Below are 16860 nucleotides of genomic sequence, written 5' to 3'. Positions count from 1 at the left end.
CTAGCGACTGGTGGCCAGCTCGCGGGCCGGGTCCTCCACCTGCTCGTCCCGCGGCGCCACCGGGCGCCGGGGCCACCAGGCACGCTCGCCCATCAGCACCAGCGCCGCGGGCAGCATGACCAGCCGGACCAGCGTGGCGTCCAGGAGGATCGCGGCGGCGAGGCCGACCCCCATCATCTTCATCTCCAGCATCGAGAGCGTCGCGAAGATGGCGAAGACCGACACCATGACCGCCGCGGCGCTGGTCACCACGCCGGCGGTGTCCGCGATGCCGCGTTGCACGGCCAGCCGCGCGGGCAGCCCCGCGTCGAGGTGCTCGCGGATCCGGCTGACCACGAAGACGTGGTAGTCCATCGACAGCCCGAGCAGGACCACCAGCACGAACAGCGGCAGCCAGTCGATGACGAAGCCGGGGTTGTCGAAGCCCAGCAGGTCGGCGCCCCAGCCGTGCTGGAAGACGAGCACGAGGAACCCGAACGACACCCCGACCGAGGCCAGGTTGAGCACGGTCGAGAGCAGCGCGATCGGCAGGCTGCGGAACGTCGCCAGCATCATCAGGAACGTCAGCAGGAGGACGAAGCCGATCACCAGCGGCAGCCGGTCGGACTGCCGGTCGAGGTAGTCCAGGTTGGCGGCGGCACCGCCACCGACGACGGTCTCGGCCCCGTCGAGCCCGTCGGCGCCGTCGAACGCCGCCGGCAGCAGGTCGGTGCGCAGGTCGCGCAGGGCCTCGTTGACGCGCTCGTCGGCCTCGTCGTACGGCATGCCGATGCGGAGCACCGTCGTGCGACCGTCCTGCGAGGTGACCGGCTCCTCGTCGGAGGCGGCGAAGTGCCCGGTCGCGATCGCCCGCTCCTCGAGGTCGGCCAGAGCGGAGCCCACCTGCTCCTGCTGGTCGGCATCGGCGCGGACGACCACGGTGGCTGCCGCACCCTCGGCCGGGAAGGCGGACGTCAGCGCCCGCATCGTCGCCACCTCGGGGATGTCGCCCGGGAGGGTCTCGAGGTTGGCGGCGTTGGTGCGCAGGCCCAGGGCCGGCGCGGCGAGGGCGATGACCACGACGCTGGACAGCGCCAGGGCCACGCGCGGGTGGCGGACGACGGGGCCCAGCAGACGGCTGCTCATGCCTCCGCGGCCGACGCGCCGGTTGAGGCGCCACAGCAGCGGCACGCGCGGGCGATCCACCCAGCGACCGAGCTTGACCAGCAGCGCCGGCAGGACGGTGATGGAGCCGAGCACGGCGACGGCCACCACGATGATGGAGCCGACGGCCAGCGAGTTGAAGGTGGCGCCGCCCATCACGAACAGGCCGGTCATGGAGGCGATCACGGCGCCGCCGGAGACCAGGATCGAGTGGCCGGAGGTCTGGGCTGCGATCTCGACCGCCTCGAGCGTCGTGCGGCCCGCGGCGCGCTCCTCGCGCTCCCGCTTGAGGTAGAAGAGCGAGTAGTCGACGCCGACCGCCATGCCGATGAGCACGATCATGCTGGTGACGGTGCCCTCGGAGGGCACGAGGTGCGAGATCGGCGCCATGATGCCGATCGTCGCGGCGACGCTGGTGAAGGCGAGCAGGACGGGGATGCCGGCAGCCAGCAGCGCACCGAAGGCGATGAGCATGAGCACGAGGGTGATCGGGACGCTGATCCCCTCGGCCGAGGCGAGGTCCTCGGCGACCCGGTCGTTGATCGCCTCGTCGAGCGACACGTCGCCGCTCTGGCGGACCTGGAGGTCGGGGTGGGCCTGCTGGACCTCGCGGGTGACCGCGGTCAGCGGCGCGACGTCCACGTCCTCGTCCCCGTCGCGGGCCAGCTGGACGGCGACCAGCAGGGCGCTCTCGTCGGGGTTCCACTGGGGCTCGGAGACCTCGTCGACGCCGGGCAGTCCGGTCATGCCGGCGACGAGCTCGGCGGCGGCCGCCTGCGCGGCGGCGCGGTCGACCGGGCCGTCGGCGGAGGTGACCAGGACGTTCTCGGAGTCGGGGCGCTCGAGGCCGGCGTCCGTGACGAGCTCGTCGGCCCGGCCGGAGTCGCCCAGGCGGTAGTCGGCGTCGTCGGTCTCCACGGACGGCACGACGGAGGCCAGGGCCACGGCGAGCACGACGAAGGCCAGCCAGGCCGAGATGGCGCGCCACGGGTGCGTGGCGCTCCAGCGCGCCGCACGCAGCGGCAGCACGGTGAGCGGGTTCGTGACGGACATGGTGTTCCCCTTCGGGACTCGGCCGGGGGCTGCTCCCGTCGGCGGTGTCACCAGCCTGGCGACGCGGCGGCCCGGGGTCAGGGGCGCTGGAACCCCGGTCGGAGGTGGTGCCTGCACCACTGCCGCGGAGCGCGTCCTCGGGGAGGATGGGGAGGTGACCACCACGATCCAGGCGCCCCCACCCGACCCGGGGAGCCCGCCGCCGCCGAGCCGCCTGCGCCTGACGGCGTACGCGCTGGCCCAGCTGGTGCTGGCGGTCCCGGCTCTGGCGTTCCTGATCCTCGGCGTCGTCGGGGCGGCGACGCTCGTGGTGTGGGTGGGCGCCGCGATCCTGGCGGTCTCGGTGCCGGCCACGCGGTGGATCGCGGACCAGCACCGGCTCATGGCCGCCCGGGTCCTGGGCATCCCGGTCCCCCGGCCCTACCGGCCGGTGACGCTCGGCCGCCCGGTCGAGGCCCTGCTGGTCGTGCTGCGCGACCCGATGACGTGGCGCGACCTGGCGTGGTCGGTGTGGGCGTCGACCTTCGGGTTCGCCGTCGCGCTGATCTGCCTGCTGGAGCTGCTGCTGGTGGTGACGTTCCCGATCTGGTGGTTCGGGATCCGACCCAAGATGCGAGCCCGGTCGGCGGTCGACCTGTGGTTCCTGGCCATCAGCCGCACCGAGCACCTCGAGCAGCGCGTGCAGGTGCTCACCGAGACCCGCGCCGACCTCGTCGACCACTCCGCCGCCGAGCTGCGACGGCTCGAGCGCGACCTGCACGACGGCGCGCAGGCGCGGCTCGTGGCGCTCTCCATGAGCCTGGGTCTCGCCGACCAGCTCTTCGCCGAGGACCCCGAGCGCGCGCGGCGGCTGGTCAGCGACGCGCGGGCCACCACCTCGGCCGCCATCGGCGACCTGCGCTCGGTGGTGCGCGGCATCCACCCGCCGGTGCTGGCCGACCGCGGGCTGGTCGGGGCGGTCCAGGCGCTGGCCCTGGACATGGCGCTGCCGGTGCGGGTCGACCCCGGTCTCGTGGGTCGCCCCTCGGCGCCGGTGGAGTCGGCGGTCTACTTCGCGGTCGCCGAGTGCCTCACCAACGTCGCCAAGCACGCGCGGGCCGAGCGCGCCTGGGTGGTGCTGTCCCACGACGGAGCGCGGTTGCGCGCGGTGGTCGGCGACGACGGGAGCGGCGGCGCCGATCCGGCCCGCGGGTCGGGCATGCTGGGGGTCCGACGCCGGCTGGCGGCGTTCGACGGCACGATGGCGGTCAGCAGCCCGCCCGGCGGGCCGACCCTGGTGACCTTGGAGGTTCCGTGCGACTTGTCCTCGCCGAGGACCACGCCCTCCTCCGCGCCGGCATGACCCAGCTCCTCGAGAGCAACGGCTTCACGATCCTGCACGCCGTCGAGGACGGCCCCACCCTGACCGAGGCGCTGCGCGACCCCGCCGCCGACGCCGCCGTGGTCGACGTACGCCTGCCGCCCACGCAGACCGACGAGGGGCTGCGGGCCGCCATCGCCGCCCGGGTGGCCCGCCCGGGGTTCCCGGTCATGGTCATCTCCCAGTACGTCGAGCACCTCTACGCCCGCGAGCTGCTGGCCAGCGGCGAGGGCGCCGTCGGCTACCTGCTCAAGGACCGCGTCTCCGACGTGGCCGAGTTCGTCGACGGCGTACGGCGCGTGGCGGCGGGCGCGACGGTGCTCGATCCCGAGGTCGTCGCCTCGATCATGGCCCGGCGCCACACCCAGCCACTCGACCGGCTGACCCCCCGCGAGCGCGAGGTGCTCGCGCTCATGGCCGAGGGCCGCGGCAACGCCGCCATCGCCGCGCACCTGGTCGTCACCGACAAGGCCGTCGCCAAGCACATCAACAACATCTTCGCCAAGCTGGACCTCGCCGCCGCCGAGGACGACCACCGGCGGGTGCGCGCCGTGCTCGCGTGGCTGCGGGCGTGAGCAGGTTTTTCAGCAGATGCTGATAACCCTGACGTTCTGGGCCAGAATTGCGGCCCAGAACGTCAGGGAAATGCCCAGCAGTCAGCAGGTTTTCCAGCAGATGCTGAAAAACCTGCCACCGCTACCCGGCGAGGATCTCCAGCACCGCGGCGCGACCGGCGGCGGGGTCGTCGGCGCCGAGGGCGGCCTCGGCGATGTCCTCGCACTGCTCGGAGGTGGTGGTGCCGAGGCGGGCGCCGACCTGGCGCACCGCGGCCGCCGCCATGGACAGCGACGTGACGCCCATGCCGACAAGCGCGCAGGCGAGCAGCGGGTCGGCGGCGGCCTCGCCGCAGACGCCGACCGGCTTGCCGGCCAGACGACCTGCCTCGGCGGTGATCGCGATGAGCTGCAGCACGGCGGGCTGCCACGGGTCGGTGAGGTGGGCGAGGTCGGTGGCCATGCGGTCGGCGGCCATCGTGTACTGCGTCAGGTCGTTGGTGCCGATCGACATGAAGTCGACGACCTCGAGCATGCGCGGGGCCAGCAGCGCGGCGGAGGGCACCTCGACCATGACCCCGGCCTTGAGCCCCCGGTCCCGCACGGCGGACGCGAAGTCGCGGGCCTCGGCGACGGTCGCCACCATCGGCGCCATGACCCACGTCTCGGTGCCCGAGCGCTCGGCGGCCAGCGCGATCGCGTCGAGCTGGCGCTCGAGCAGGCCCGGGTTGTCGAAGGACAGCCGCAGCCCGCGGACGCCGAGGGCGGGGTTCTCCTCGCCCTCGTGGGTCGCGAACGCCACCGGCTTGTCGCTGCCGGCGTCGAGGGTGCGGACCACGACGTAGCCCACGTCCTTGAACGGCGCCAGGACGGTCTCGTAGATGTCGGCCTGCTCCTCGACGCTGGGCTCCTCGGTGCGGTTGAGGAAGCAGAGCTCGGTGCGGAACAGCCCGACACCCTCCACGGGGGCCCCGGACGCGCTGGCGGCCGACGGGCCGTCGGCGACGTTGGCGAGCAGCTTGACGGGCTCGCCGCTGGCGGTGGCGCCGGGCCCGGCCCAGGTGGCCAGCGCGGCGCGCTCCTCCTTGTCGGCCGCGACGAGGCGCTCGGCCTCGGCCGGGTCCGCGTCGAGGCGGACGGTGCCGGCCGTGCCGTCGACGAGCAGCGGCGTCCCGGCGTCCAGGCCGAGGGCGCCCGCGGTGCCGACCACGCACGGGATGCCGAGCTGCCGGGCGATGATCGCGGTGTGGCTGGTCGGCCCGCCCCGCTCGGTCACCAGCGCCAGGACGACCTCCGGGTCCAGCCCGGCGGTGTCGGCGGGTGCGAGGTCCTCGGCCACGACGACCGACGGCCGCTCGGGCGTCGGCACGCCGGGCTCGGCCTCGCCGATGAGACGCGCCACGAGCCGGCGCTCGATGTCGCGCAGGTCGGTCGCGCGCTCGGCCATGAGGCCACCCATCGTGGTGAACACCCCGACGAACTGCTCCACCGCCGCGTGCACGGCGGCCAGGAGGTCGTCACCGCCGCGCAGCGCCTTGCGCACCGCCGACCGCAGCCCCTTGTCGCGCGCGAGGCCGGCGCTGGCCGTGAGCACCTCCGCCGCCGCCCCCGACGCGTGCGCCGCCTTCGCCCCGAAGCCGGCGGAGACCTGCTCGACCGCGGCGTCGTAGGCCGCCAGGGCGGCCGCCTCGTCGGCGAAGCCGCCGTCGCCGAAGCGCTCGAGCGCCTCGGCGGGCACCTCGGTGCGGATGACCAGGGCCGGCCCGTAGGCGAGGCCTCCGACCACGGGGGTGCCGCGCAGGCCGGAGGCGTCGGTGGTGGAGGTGCTGGTGTCGGTGACCATGGTCACAAGTAAACGCCCGCTGCGCTTGACAGTCAACAGAAACGGACGTAAAACAACATATACACAGAAGTGACGGAGGCCACGGGCATGACAATGTACGCGGAGGAGCGCCAGCAGGCGATGGCGCAGCTCGTCGCCACCAGGGGACGACTGTCGGTCACGTCCCTGGCCGAGGAGTACGCCGTGACCACCGAGACCGTCCGCCGCGACCTGACGGCGCTGGAGCGGCTCGGGCTCGTCCACCGCGTGCACGGAGGAGCCGTCCCGGCCGGCGCCCTCGCCGCGATCGAGTCGGGCCTGGGTGAGCGCGACGCCGCCAACACCGAGAGCAAGGACCGCATCGCCCGCGCCGCCGTGGACCTGCTGCCCACCGCCGGCGGCACGGTCCTGCTGGACGCCGGCAGCACCACGATGCGCCTGGCCGGCAACCTGCCCCGCGACCTGCGCCTCACCGTGATCACCCACGCCGTGCCCATCGCGGCCCGGCTGGTCGTGCATCCCCAGGTCGAGCTGCACCTGCTCCCCGGCCGGGTCCGCGCCACCACCCAGGCCGCGGTCGGCGCCGACACGGTGGGCGCGCTCGAGGACCTGCGCGCCGACCTGGTCTTCCTCGGCACCAACGGGCTCTCCCTCGACCACGGGCTCACGACCCCCGACCGCGACGAGGCCGCCACCAAGCGTGCGCTGGTCCGCGCCGCCCGCCGGGTCGTCGTGCTCGCCGACTCCAGCAAGCTCGGCCGCGAGCTCGCCGTGCGCTTCGCGACCCTCGACGACGTGGACACCCTCGTGACCGACGACGGCATCGGCGAGGACCACCTCGCCCAGCTGCGTCGCGCCGACGTCGAGGTCGTGGTCGTGTGATCGTCACCCTCACCCCCAACCCCAGCGTCGACCGCACGGTCACGCTGGCCGGCGAGCTGCGGCGCGGCGCCGTGCAGCGTGCCGAGGCCGTCACCTCGCAGGCCGGCGGCAAGGGCGTCAACATCTCGCGCGCCGCCGTCAGCGCCGAGGTCGCCACCCTCGCGGTGCTGCCGGCCGACCCCGACGACCCGTTCGTCCACGAGCTGCACGCCGCGCGGATCCCGTGCGAGCCGGTCCCGCCGGCCGGGCCGATGCGCGTCAACGTCACGATCAGCGAGCCCGACGGCACCACCACCAAGCTCAACAGCCCCGGCGCCACGGTCGCCGCCTCCGACCTCGCCTCGCTCGCCGAGACCGTCACCCGCCACGCCGGCGGCGCCGACTGGGTCGTCCTGGCCGGCTCGCTTCCCCCCGGCGCCCCCGACGGCTGGTACGCCGAGCTGGTGGCCCGTCTGCGGGGCCGCGGCGTCCGCGTGGCCGTGGACACCAGCGACGCCCCGCTGCGCGAGCTCGTGGCCCGGCTGGCCGACGGCGCCCCGCACCTGATGAAGCCCAACGGCGAGGAGCTCGCGTCGTTCACCGGCGACGACCCGGTCCTGCTCGAGGCCGATCCGGCCGCGGCCGCACGCGCAGCCGGCTCCCTCGTCGCCGCCGGCGTCGACGAGGTCCTGGTGACGCTCGGCCCCCACGGCGCCGTGCTCGTCAACGCCGACGGCGCCTGGCACGCCTCTCCCCCGCCGACGACGGTCGTCAGCACCGTCGGCGCGGGCGACTCGAGCCTCTTCGGCTACCTCCTCGGGGACCTGCGCCGCCAGCCACCCGACCAACGACTCGCACTCGCCGTGGCCTACGGCAGTGCGGCGGCCGGGCTCCCCGGTACGACCATTCCCCGCCCCTCCCAGGTCGACGTCGCCCTGGTCCCGGTACGCGAGATCCTCCTCACCCCCGAAGGTTGACCCCCATGAACGACCTGATCACCACCGACCTGGTCCGGCTCGACGCCGACCTCGGCTCGGACAAGCACGCGGTCATCCGCGCCCTCGCCGGCGTGGTCGCGCAGTCCGGCCGCGCCCTGGACGTCGAGGCGCTGGTCGCCGACGCCCTGGCCCGCGAGGAGAAGTCCTCGACCGGCCTCAAGGACGGCATCGCCATCCCCCACTGCCGCACCACGGGCGTGGAGGTCCCCACCCTGGTCTTCGCACGCCTCTCCCCGAAGGTCGACTTCGGCGCCAAGGACGGCCCCGCCGACCTGGCGTTCCTGATCGCGGCTCCCGCGGGCGGCGACAACACGCACCTGCAGATCCTCACCAAGCTCGCCCGGGCGCTGGTGAAGCCGGAGTTCACCGACGGCCTGCGCGCCGCCGAGACCCCCGAGGACGTCGTCGACATCGTGAGCCGTGTCGTCGATGCCCCCGCCCCGGCGAAGAAGGCGCCCGCGCCGCCCTCGCCCAAGGAGTCCCTCGACAGCACCCCGTCTCCCGCCGAGGAGACCACCGAGCCCGCCGCGCGTCGCCGCCTCGTCGCCGTCACCGCGTGCCCGACCGGCATCGCCCACACCTACATGGCGGCCGAGGCGCTCGAGGCCGCCGCCGCGCGGGCCGGGGTCGACATCGAGGTCGAGACCCAGGGCTCCGCCGGCGCCACCCCGCTGGCCCCGGCGACCATCGCCGCCGCCGACGCGGTGATCTTCGCCGTCGACGTCGGCGTCCGCGACCGCGGCCGCTTCGCCGGCAAGCCGCTCGTCTCCTCCGGCGTCAAGCGTCCCATCGACGAGGGCGACAAGATGATCGCCGAGGCGCTCCGCTACGCCGACGACGCCAACCCGCCGCGCGTCGAGGGCGAGGTCACCGCCGGTGAGGGCGGAGGAGGTGGCGGCGCCAACGAGAGCTGGGGCGGGCGCACCCGCCGCGTGCTGATGACCGGCGTCTCCTACATGATCCCGTTCGTCGCCGCCGGCGGTCTCCTGATCGCACTGTCGTTCCTGCTGGGCGGCTACGAGATCGTCGGTCCCTACGGCGACATCGCCGTCAACAACACGCTCTTCGACCTCCCCGACCCCTCCGCACTCGGCCTCGACCACGCGCTGTTCGGCTCCGGGCTCATGGCCTACATCGGCGCGCTGTTCTTCATCATCGGCAAGACCGCGTTCCTGTTCTTCATCCCGGCCCTGGCCGGCTACATCGCCTACGCGATCGCCGACCGCCCGGGCATCGCCCCCGGCTTCATCGTGGGTGGCCTCGCGGCCAACATCTTCGGTGTCGTCGAGGGCGACTTCGACAACGCCGCCGCCCTGCCGGCGACCGGCTTCCTGGGCGCGATCGTCGGCGGCGTGCTCGCCGGCCTGATCGCACACTGGATCGCCGGCTGGAAGGTACCCACCTGGGCGCGCGGCCTGATGCCGGTCCTCGTGATCCCGCTCCTGACCTCGATCATCGCCGGCCTGCTCATGATCGTGGTCTTCGGCAAGCCCATCGGCTGGCTCATGGACCAGCTCAACGACGGGCTCAACTCGATGAGCGGCAGCTACGCGGTCCTGCTCGGCGTCGTGCTCGGCCTGATGATGGCCTTCGACATGGGCGGCCCGCTCAACAAGGTGGCCTACAGCTTCGCGGCCGCCGGTGTGGGTGGCGCCTCGCTCGCCGCCGACGCGCCGGAGCTCAAGATCATGGCCTCGGTCATGCTGGCCGGCATGGTGCCCCCGATCGCCCTGGCGCTCGCCACCGTCGTGCGCCCCGCGCTGTTCACGCAGCCCGAGCGGGAGAACGGCAAGGCCGGCTGGCTGCTCGGCGCCTCCTTCATCACCGAGGGCGCCATCCCGTTCGCCGCGGGCGACCCGCTGCGCGTCATCCCTGCCATCATGCTGGGCAGCGCGGTCACCGGCGGCCTGTCCCAGGCCTTCGACGTCAGCGTCCGCGCCCCTCACGGCGGCATCTTCGTGATCTTCGCGGTCGACGGCCGGTGGGGCTACCTGGTCGCCCTGCTGGCCGGCGTCCTGGTCGGGTGCGCCGCCGTCATCGCGCTCAAGTCCCTGGGCTCACGCCGCACCGAGCTCGCCACCGTCTGACCCACCCATCGCAGCACCCCATCGAAGGAGAACCATGCCCACGAAGTCCGTCAAGGTCGGCTCCGCCGTCGGCCTCCACGCCCGCCCCGCCGCGATCATCTCCGAGGCCGCGGGTGACCTCGACTCCGAGGTCACCATCGGGATCCCCGGCGACGAGGCCGTCGACGCGAGCTCCGCGCTGCTGCTGATGACCCTGGGCGCCGGCAACGGCGACACCGTCGAGGTCTCCGGCGACGACGAGGCCGACGTCGAGACGATCGCGGCCCTCGTCGAGAAGGACCTGGACGCCTAGCGGGACGTCAGTCCTCAGGGACGGGCCGTCGGTCGCGCAGCGCGAGGTAGACCGCGCGCACGCCGACGGCCCGTTCCATCTCGTGCAGGACGCTGCCGAAGAACTGCTCGCGGTAGGTCTCGTCGGTGACCGTCGAGACGGTCAGGTACAGGCTCGAGAACGCCGCCAGGAACACCGACACCTTGACCAGCTCGGCCGAGATGTTGTCGAGGTAGCGGATGTCCTGGAGGAACGGGATGCTGTCGGGCGCGCCCCCGGTCCACGTCTCGACGATCTCGGGCTGCACGATCAGCGAGCCGAACACCATGAAGAACGCGAACACCGTGACCGCCAGCAGCAGCACCTGCGTGGCCTGGATGACGACCAGCACCAGGATCAGGTTCCAGCGCTCGTAGCCCCCCACCTCCGCGTACGACGCCGGGTCGGCGTCCGGGTCGTCCACCAGCTCGCGCGCCACGTGCTCCAGCGGGGTGTCGGCCGTGGACTGCAGGAGCAGCGCCTCGTCGACGTCGTCGTCGGTGCGGTCGACCTCCTCGGGCAGCCGCACGAGCAGGAAGGCCCCGGCCATGGTGCCGAACAGGAGCGCCACCAGCCAGAGCTCGCCGGTGTCGAGGTAGGACGCGACCTCCCACACCTCGGCGTTGATGAAGAGGAACGTCACGAAGACCAGCAGCATCGGCAGCGCGCGGGTCATCATCGGCAGCAGGGTCCACAGGCTGCCGAACGTGCGAGCCAGCGCCCAGGTCACGATGGAGCGGGCCTCCAGGGCGATCAGCGCGTACCACGTCGCCACCGCCCCGACCAGGGTCCACAGGACCGCCGGGATGAGGCTCCCCTCGTCGACCAGCGCCAGGACCGTCACGGCTCCCGCGGCCACCAGCGCGGTCAGCACCAGCAGCGGCGCGAGCCGACGCGGCCGCATCGCCGAGCGCACCGACACCCGCTTCTCGGGCACGAAGTAGGTCAGGCCCTGCGCCTCGAACCACGCATCGGTCTCCGCGACCGCGTCACCGGCCGGCGAGGGGGCCGGCACCTCAGGCGCCCAGGATCTCGCGGGCACGGTCGACGTCGTCCTGCATCTGGACGATGAGGGCGTCGACGGAGTCGAAGGCGACCATCCCGCGCAGGCGGTCGACGAAGGACACCTCGACCTCGACGCCGTACAGCTCGAGGTCGGTGCGGTCCAGGACGTAGCTCTCCACCCGCCGGGCACGGACCCCGTCGAAGGTGGGGTTGGTGCCGACGCTGATGGCGGCCGGGAGCTCCTCGCCGGTGTCGAGGCGCCGCAGCCGGCCGGCGTAGACCCCGTCGGCGGGGGCCGCGGTCAGGCCGTCGGTCGGGACGTTGGCGGTCGGGTAGCCGAGCTCGCGCCCGCGCTGGTCGCCCTGCACCACGACCCCGCGCACGGCGTAGGGGCGCCCGAGCGCCTCCGCGGCCCCGGCGACGTCGCCGGCGGCCAGGCAGGTGCGGACGTAGGTCGAGGACCACACCATCGGTCCGCCGTCGAGCGCGATCCCCTCCGCGGCGAAGCCGTGCTTCGCGCCCTCGGTGACCAGCGTGCCGAGGTCCCCCGCCGCGCGGTAGCCGAACCGGAAGTTGGCGCCGACCACGACCAGCTCGGCGCCGAGCGCCTCGACCAGCACCCGCCGCACGAACTCCTCCGGTGGCCAGCTCGCCACGTCGCGGTCGAAGGGCAGCGCCAGCACGTCATTCGCACCGGCCTCTCCCAGCAGCTCGGCGCGGCGCTCGACCGTCGTGAGCATCGTGGGCGCGTGCTCGGGGCGCAGGACCGCCATGGGGTGCGGCTCGAAGGTGACCGCGACGACCGGGAGGCCCCGCTCGTCGGCGAGGCTGCGCGCGCGGGCGAGCACCCGCTGGTGGCCGTGGTGGACGCCGTCGAAGTTGCCGACCACGACCGCGGTGGGCCCGAGGTCGGCGGGGATGTCGTCGAGCGAACGCCAGATCTGCACGTCAGGAACCTTACTGGCGGTGCTCCGCCGGTCAGACGAAGACCGCCGCCGCACGCGCGACGCCGTCGCGGGGCTCGTAGAGCGCGAGGAACTCGCCCTCCGGCGCGAAGACCGCGGTGAGCCCGTCGAGGGGCACGTCGAGCGCCCGGCCGACGCGCACGTCGGCGGCCTGCTCGTCGTCCAGCTCGCGGCTGGGGAACGTGCTGCGGGCGGCGTCGGCGATGGGCAGGATCGCGAACGACTCGGCCAGCTCGTCCAGCGTCGAGGCGACGTCCAGGTCGAAGGACCCGACCGCCGTACGCCGCAGCGCGGTGAGGTGCCCGCCCACGCCGAGCAGCCGGCCGGCGTCGCGGGCGATGGCCCGCACGTAGGTGCCGCTGGAGCAGCGCAGCGAGACGTCGACGTCGACGTGGTCCTCGCCGAGGCGGACCTCGCCGACGGTGAGCTCGTGGACGGTGACCGCCCGCGCCTTCAGCTCGACCTCCTCGCCGTCACGCACGCGCTGGTAGGCGCGCTTGCCGTCGACCTTGATCGCCGACACGGCGGTGGGCACCTGCTGGAGCTCGCCGACGAAGCCGGCGAAGGCCCCGCGCACGGCCGCCTCGGTCAGCGTCCCGGTCGGGGCCGTCGAGACGACCTCGCCCTCGGCGTCGTCGGTGGTCGTGGACGCTCCCAGCCGCACCGTGGCGTCGTAGCCCTTCTCGGTGAGCATCAGGTGGCCCAGGAGCCGGGTGGCGCGGTTGACGCCGAGCACCAGCACCCCGGTGGCCATCGGGTCGAGCGTGCCGGCGTGGCCCACCTTGCGCGTGCCCGCGAGCCGGCGCACCCGGGCGACGACGTCGTGGGAGGTGACCCCCGCCGGCTTGTCGACGACGACCAGGCCGGACCCCGTCGTCACGAGAGCCGGTCGTCCTCGTCGTCGGCCGGGTCGTCGGCCTCGTCGAGCGCGTCCGGGTCGTCGTCCTCGTCGGCGTCGTCCTCGCGGGGCTTCTTGTACGGATCGACCTCGCCGGCGTAGGCGGCGTTGGCGCGCGCGGCAGCGACCGCCTCGTCCTGCGCCTTGGCCCGGGCGAGCACCTCGTCCAGGGCGCGCGCCTCCTCGGGCAGGGCGTCGTGCACGAAGGTCAGCGTCGGGGCGGTGCGGGTGCCGAGCTGCTTGGCGACCTCCGAGCGCAGGATGCCCTTGGCGGACTCCAGGGCCACCGCGGTGCCGGCCATCTCCTCGTCGCCGCCCAGGACGGTGTAGAAGATCGTGGCCTGCTGGCCGTCGCCGGTGAGGCGGACGTCGGTCAGGGTCACGAACCCCAGCCGCGGGTCCTTGATCCGGCGTTCGAGCATCTCGGCGACGATCACCTGGATCCGGTCGGCGATCTTGCGCACGCGTGGGCTGGTCATGCTTCCTACTCTCTCAAACGAACGAGTCGGCGCAGCCCCGGCAGGGACTGCGCCGACTCGTCACGGGTGGATCAGGTGCGGGCGATCTCGCGCATCTCGAACGCCTCGACGATGTCGCCTTCCTTGATGTCCTGGAAGTTCCGGAGCACCAGGCCGCACTCGAAGCCCTCGCGGACCTCGGACGCGTCGTCCTTCTCCCGCTTCAGCGAGGTCAGGTCGAGGTTGTCGGCGATCACCTTGCTGTCGCGCAGGATGCGGACCTTGGCGTTGCGCCGGATGACACCCGAGGTGACCATGCAGCCGGCGATGTTGCCGAGCTTGGACGAGCGGAAGATCGCACGGATCTCCGCCTGGCCCAGGGTCGACTCCTCGTAGACCGGCTTGAGCATGCCCTTGAGCGCTGCCTCGATCTCCTCGATGGCGTTGTAGATGACCGAGTAGTACCGGATCTCCACGCCCTCCTTGTCGGCCATCTGGCTCGCCTTGCCCTGGGGCCGGACGTTGAAGCCGATGATGATCGCGTCGGAGGCGGCCGCGAGGTCGACGTTGGTCTCGGTGATCGCACCGACACCGCGGTCGATGACCCGCAGGCTGACCTCGTCGCCGACGTCGATCTGCGCGAGGGCGTCCTCGAGAGCCTCGACCGAGCCGGACACGTCGCCCTTGAGGATGAGGTTGAGCTCCTGGCTCTCGCCCTTCTCCATGGAGGCCATGAAGTCCTCGAGCGTACGACGCACGCGACGCTTGGCCTGCATGGCCGCACGCTCGCGCGCCTCACGCTTCTCGGCGATCTGGCGCGCCATGCGGTCGTCCTCGACCACGATGAAGTTCTGGCCTGCGCCAGGCACCGCGGTCAGACCCAGCACCATCGCGGGACGCGACGGGTCGGCCTGCTCGATGTTGTCGCCGTGCTCGTCGAGCATGGCGCGCACGCGGCCGTAGCCGGCGCCCGCCACGATCGAGTCGCCGACACGGAGCGTGCCGCGCTGGACCAGGACGGTCGCGACCGGGCCGCGGCCACGGTCGAGGTGCGCCTCGACGACCAGACCCTGGGCGTCCTGCGTGGGGTTGGCCCGCAGGTCCAGGGAGGCGTCGGCCGTCAGGACGACCGCCTCGAGCAGCTTGTCCAGGTTGAGCTCGGACTTGGCCGAGACGTCGACGAACATCGCGTCGCCGCCGTACTCCTCGGGGATCAGGCCGTACTCGGTCAGCTGACCGCGGACCTTGGTCGGGTCGGCGTCGGGCTTGTCGATCTTGTTGACCGCGACCACGATCGGCACCCCGGCGGCGCGGGCGTGGTTGAGCGCCTCCACCGTCTGGGGCATGACGCCGTCGTCGGCCGCGACCACGAGGATCGCGATGTCGGTCGCCTGGGCACCACGGGCACGCATGGCGGTGAACGCCTCGTGACCGGGGGTGTCGATCAGGGTGATCCGACGCTCCGTGCCGTCGACCTCGGTCGCGACCTGGTAGGCACCGATGTGCTGGGTGATGCCACCGGCCTCCTTGTCGACGACGTTGGCGTTGCGCAGCGCGTCGAGGAGCTTGGTCTTTCCGTGGTCGACGTGACCCATGACGGTGACGACCGGCGGCCGGATGACCAGGTCGCTGTCGTCGCCCTCGTCGGTGCCGAAGTCGATGTCGAAGGACTCCAGCAGCTCGCGGTCCTCGTCCTCCGGGGAGACGACCTCGACGGTGTAGTTGAGCTCCTCACCGAGCAGCTCGAGCGTGGCGTCGTTGACCGACTCGGTCGCGGTCACCATCTCGCCGAGGTGGAAGAGCATCTGCACCAGCTGGGCGGCGTCGACGCCGACCTTGTCGGCGAAGTCGGTCAGCGAGGCGCCACGGGCGAGACGCACGGTCTCGCCGTTGCCCTTGCGGACCCGCATGCCGCCCAGGGTCGGAGCCTCCATGGCCTCGAACTCCTGGCGACGCGCCCGCTTGGACTTGCGCCCACGACGCGACGGGCCACCGGGGCGACCGAAGGCACCCTGGGTCTGACCACGCTGGCCGGGACGGTTGCCGCCACCGGGGCGACCGCCGCCGCTGGGGCCGAAGCCACCGGGACGGCTGCCGGGCGCACCGGCGCCCGCGGGGGCGCCGCGACCGGGCGCACCGCCGGGGCCACCGCGACCGGGGGCGCCGCCGGGGCCTCCACGACCGGGACCGCCGGGGCCACCGCGACCGGGGCCACCGGGGCCGCCACGGCCGGCGGGGCCGGGACCGAAGGCGGACGGGGACTTGGGCATCATCGCCGGGTTGGGGCGCGGCATGCCCGGGCGACCGGGCGCACCACCCTCACGCGCGGCGGGCGGCCGCGGCGGGCGGTTGTCGCTGGGAGCCTCGTCGGCCTCGGGGTCACGCGGAGCCGGCGCGGGGCGCTTGCCCATGCCCTGGCTGGGCGAGAACGGGTTGTTGCCCGGGCGCGGCGTGCCGCTGGGCTTGCCGACCGGACGGGGCGCCGGGGCGGGCGCCTTCGGCCGAGCGGGCGACGGGGCGGCCGAGGCCGCGGGGGCCTCGGGCTGCGCGGAGGCGGCCTCGACGGGCGCCGCGGCAGCGGGCTCCTCGACGACCGGCGCGGGCGTGGGCTCGGGGGTGGGCTCGGGAGCCTGCACCTCGGGCTCGGCGGCCTTCTTGGCCGGACCGGGCTTGCGCGGGGCCGGCTTGGGGGCGGCCTTCTCCTCCACGGGGGCGGCGGGGGCGGCGGCCGCGAGGGACGCACCGACCTCCTTGCGGAAGCGCATCTCCGCGGGGAGCTCGACGGTCGAGCTCGCCGACTTCACGAACTCGCCCATCTCCTTGAACTTCTCGAGAACGAACTTGCTCTCGACGCCGAACTCTTTGGCGAGCTCGTGTACTCGGGTCTTAGCCACGTTTCTCCTTCTGGCCTCGACCCGCGTCATGCGGTGCTGCGAGACCTCTTAGTGGTGTTGCAAACTCATCGGGAGTTACTCATCGAGTGCTCATGAGCTGCTGCTCCAGTTTCTGGTCGGTACGTCACTGTGGGTCTGTGTCACGGTGGGGCTGCGCGTGAGGCGAGGTACTCCTCCACCGCGGCGGTGGACAGCGCTCCCTCGTGCCGCAAGGCACGGGCGAACGCTCTGCGCCGCACGGCGAGCTCGTAGCACTCGGTGGTGGGGTGCAGGTGCGCGCCCCGGCCGGGTGCGGTGGCGGTCGGATCGGGTACGACGGCGGTGAGGCCGTGCGCGTCCGAACCGGCAGTCACCCGCAACAGCTCACGCTTGGCGGCCCGCTGGCGGCACCCCACGCACGTGCGGACAGGCTCTGTCGGCATGAGGGGAGTGCTTCGGTGGACCACCAACGA

14 protein-coding genes are annotated in these 16860 nt (G+C 73.3%); 6 read left to right on the top strand and 8 right to left on the bottom strand.

The window, feature by feature from the left end; all coding sequences use genetic code 11:
* Positions 1-2196, bottom strand: a complete 2196-nt coding sequence (locus E4622_RS03590) for an MMPL family transporter (RefSeq protein WP_134738687.1) — start codon at positions 2194-2196, stop codon at positions 1-3.
* Between the two features lie 154 nt (positions 2197-2350).
* Between E4622_RS03590 and E4622_RS03585 the strand changes: the two genes are divergently transcribed.
* Together E4622_RS03585 and E4622_RS03580 are read left to right on the top strand one after the other, a co-directional pair.
* Positions 2351-3538 (top strand): sensor domain-containing protein, encoded by a 1188-nt coding sequence (locus E4622_RS03585; protein ID WP_167735964.1) that lies wholly within the window; start codon positions 2351-2353, stop codon positions 3536-3538.
* On the top strand, positions 3490-4131 hold the full coding sequence (locus E4622_RS03580) for a response regulator transcription factor (RefSeq protein WP_134738685.1): 642 nt from the start codon (positions 3490-3492) through the stop codon (positions 4129-4131). Before E4622_RS03585 ends, E4622_RS03580 begins: the two co-directional genes overlap by 49 nt.
* A 121-nt stretch (positions 4132-4252) precedes the next feature.
* Here E4622_RS03580 and ptsP read toward each other — a convergent pair whose 3' ends face one another.
* The gene (gene ptsP, locus E4622_RS03575) at positions 4253-5953 is read right to left on the bottom strand and encodes a phosphoenolpyruvate--protein phosphotransferase (RefSeq protein ID WP_134738684.1); all 1701 of its coding nucleotides are present in this window, start codon (positions 5951-5953) and stop codon (positions 4253-4255) included.
* Positions 5954-6040: 87 nt separating this feature from the next.
* On the opposite strand from ptsP, the gene E4622_RS03570 reads away from it, so the two are divergent.
* The 4 genes from E4622_RS03570 to E4622_RS03555 are packed head-to-tail and all read left to right on the top strand — an operon-like array spanning position 6041 to position 10170.
* Positions 6041-6814 carry a DeoR/GlpR family DNA-binding transcription regulator gene (locus E4622_RS03570; protein WP_245155864.1) on the top strand — a complete coding sequence of 258 codons (774 nt, stop codon included), beginning with the start codon at positions 6041-6043 and terminating at the stop codon, positions 6812-6814.
* Complete coding sequence (locus tag E4622_RS03565; RefSeq protein WP_134738683.1) at positions 6811-7770, top strand: 1-phosphofructokinase; 960 nt, start codon at positions 6811-6813, stop codon at positions 7768-7770. Before E4622_RS03570 ends, E4622_RS03565 begins: the two co-directional genes overlap by 4 nt.
* Positions 7771-7775: 5 nt before the next feature.
* Positions 7776-9878: a fructose-specific PTS transporter subunit EIIC gene (locus E4622_RS03560; protein ID WP_134738682.1), complete on the top strand. Its 2103-nt coding sequence runs from the start codon at positions 7776-7778 to the stop codon at positions 9876-9878.
* A 34-nt stretch (positions 9879-9912) separates the two neighbouring features.
* Complete coding sequence (locus E4622_RS03555) at positions 9913-10170, top strand: HPr family phosphocarrier protein (RefSeq protein WP_134738681.1); 258 nt, start codon at positions 9913-9915, stop codon at positions 10168-10170.
* A 7-nt stretch (positions 10171-10177) separates the two neighbouring features.
* Here E4622_RS03555 and E4622_RS03550 read toward each other — a convergent pair whose 3' ends face one another.
* The 6 genes from E4622_RS03550 to E4622_RS03525 form a co-directional block, all read right to left on the bottom strand.
* Entirely contained in the window at positions 10178-11203 is a 1026-nt protein-coding gene (locus E4622_RS03550) for a hypothetical protein (protein WP_134738680.1), read from the bottom strand.
* A 1-nt stretch (position 11204) separates the two neighbouring features.
* Complete coding sequence (locus E4622_RS03545; protein WP_134738679.1) at positions 11205-12140, bottom strand: bifunctional riboflavin kinase/FAD synthetase; 936 nt, start codon at positions 12138-12140, stop codon at positions 11205-11207.
* A 31-nt stretch (positions 12141-12171) separates the two neighbouring features.
* Positions 12172-13038 (bottom strand): tRNA pseudouridine(55) synthase TruB, encoded by an 867-nt coding sequence (gene truB / locus E4622_RS03540; RefSeq protein WP_134738678.1) that lies wholly within the window; start codon positions 13036-13038, stop codon positions 12172-12174.
* Entirely contained in the window at positions 13035-13535 is a 501-nt protein-coding gene (gene rbfA / locus E4622_RS03535; protein ID WP_134738677.1) for a 30S ribosome-binding factor RbfA, read from the bottom strand. The genes truB and rbfA overlap by 4 nt, the downstream gene beginning before the upstream one ends.
* A gap of 71 nt (positions 13536-13606) precedes the next feature.
* Positions 13607-16408: a translation initiation factor IF-2 gene (infB, locus tag E4622_RS03530; RefSeq protein ID WP_134738676.1), complete on the bottom strand. Its 2802-nt coding sequence runs from the start codon at positions 16406-16408 to the stop codon at positions 13607-13609.
* A 140-nt stretch (positions 16409-16548) separates the two neighbouring features.
* The gene (locus E4622_RS03525) at positions 16549-16830 is read right to left on the bottom strand and encodes a YlxR family protein (RefSeq protein WP_134738675.1); all 282 of its coding nucleotides are present in this window, start codon (positions 16828-16830) and stop codon (positions 16549-16551) included.
* Positions 16831-16860 lie beyond the last annotated feature (30 nt).

Origin of the sequence: Nocardioides sp. 503, assembly GCF_004522095.1 — a bacterium.
Classification (GTDB): domain Bacteria; phylum Actinomycetota; class Actinomycetes; order Propionibacteriales; family Nocardioidaceae; genus Nocardioides.
Note: the sequence above shows the minus strand (reverse complement) of the source record. Positions and strands in the feature narration are given on the sequence as shown.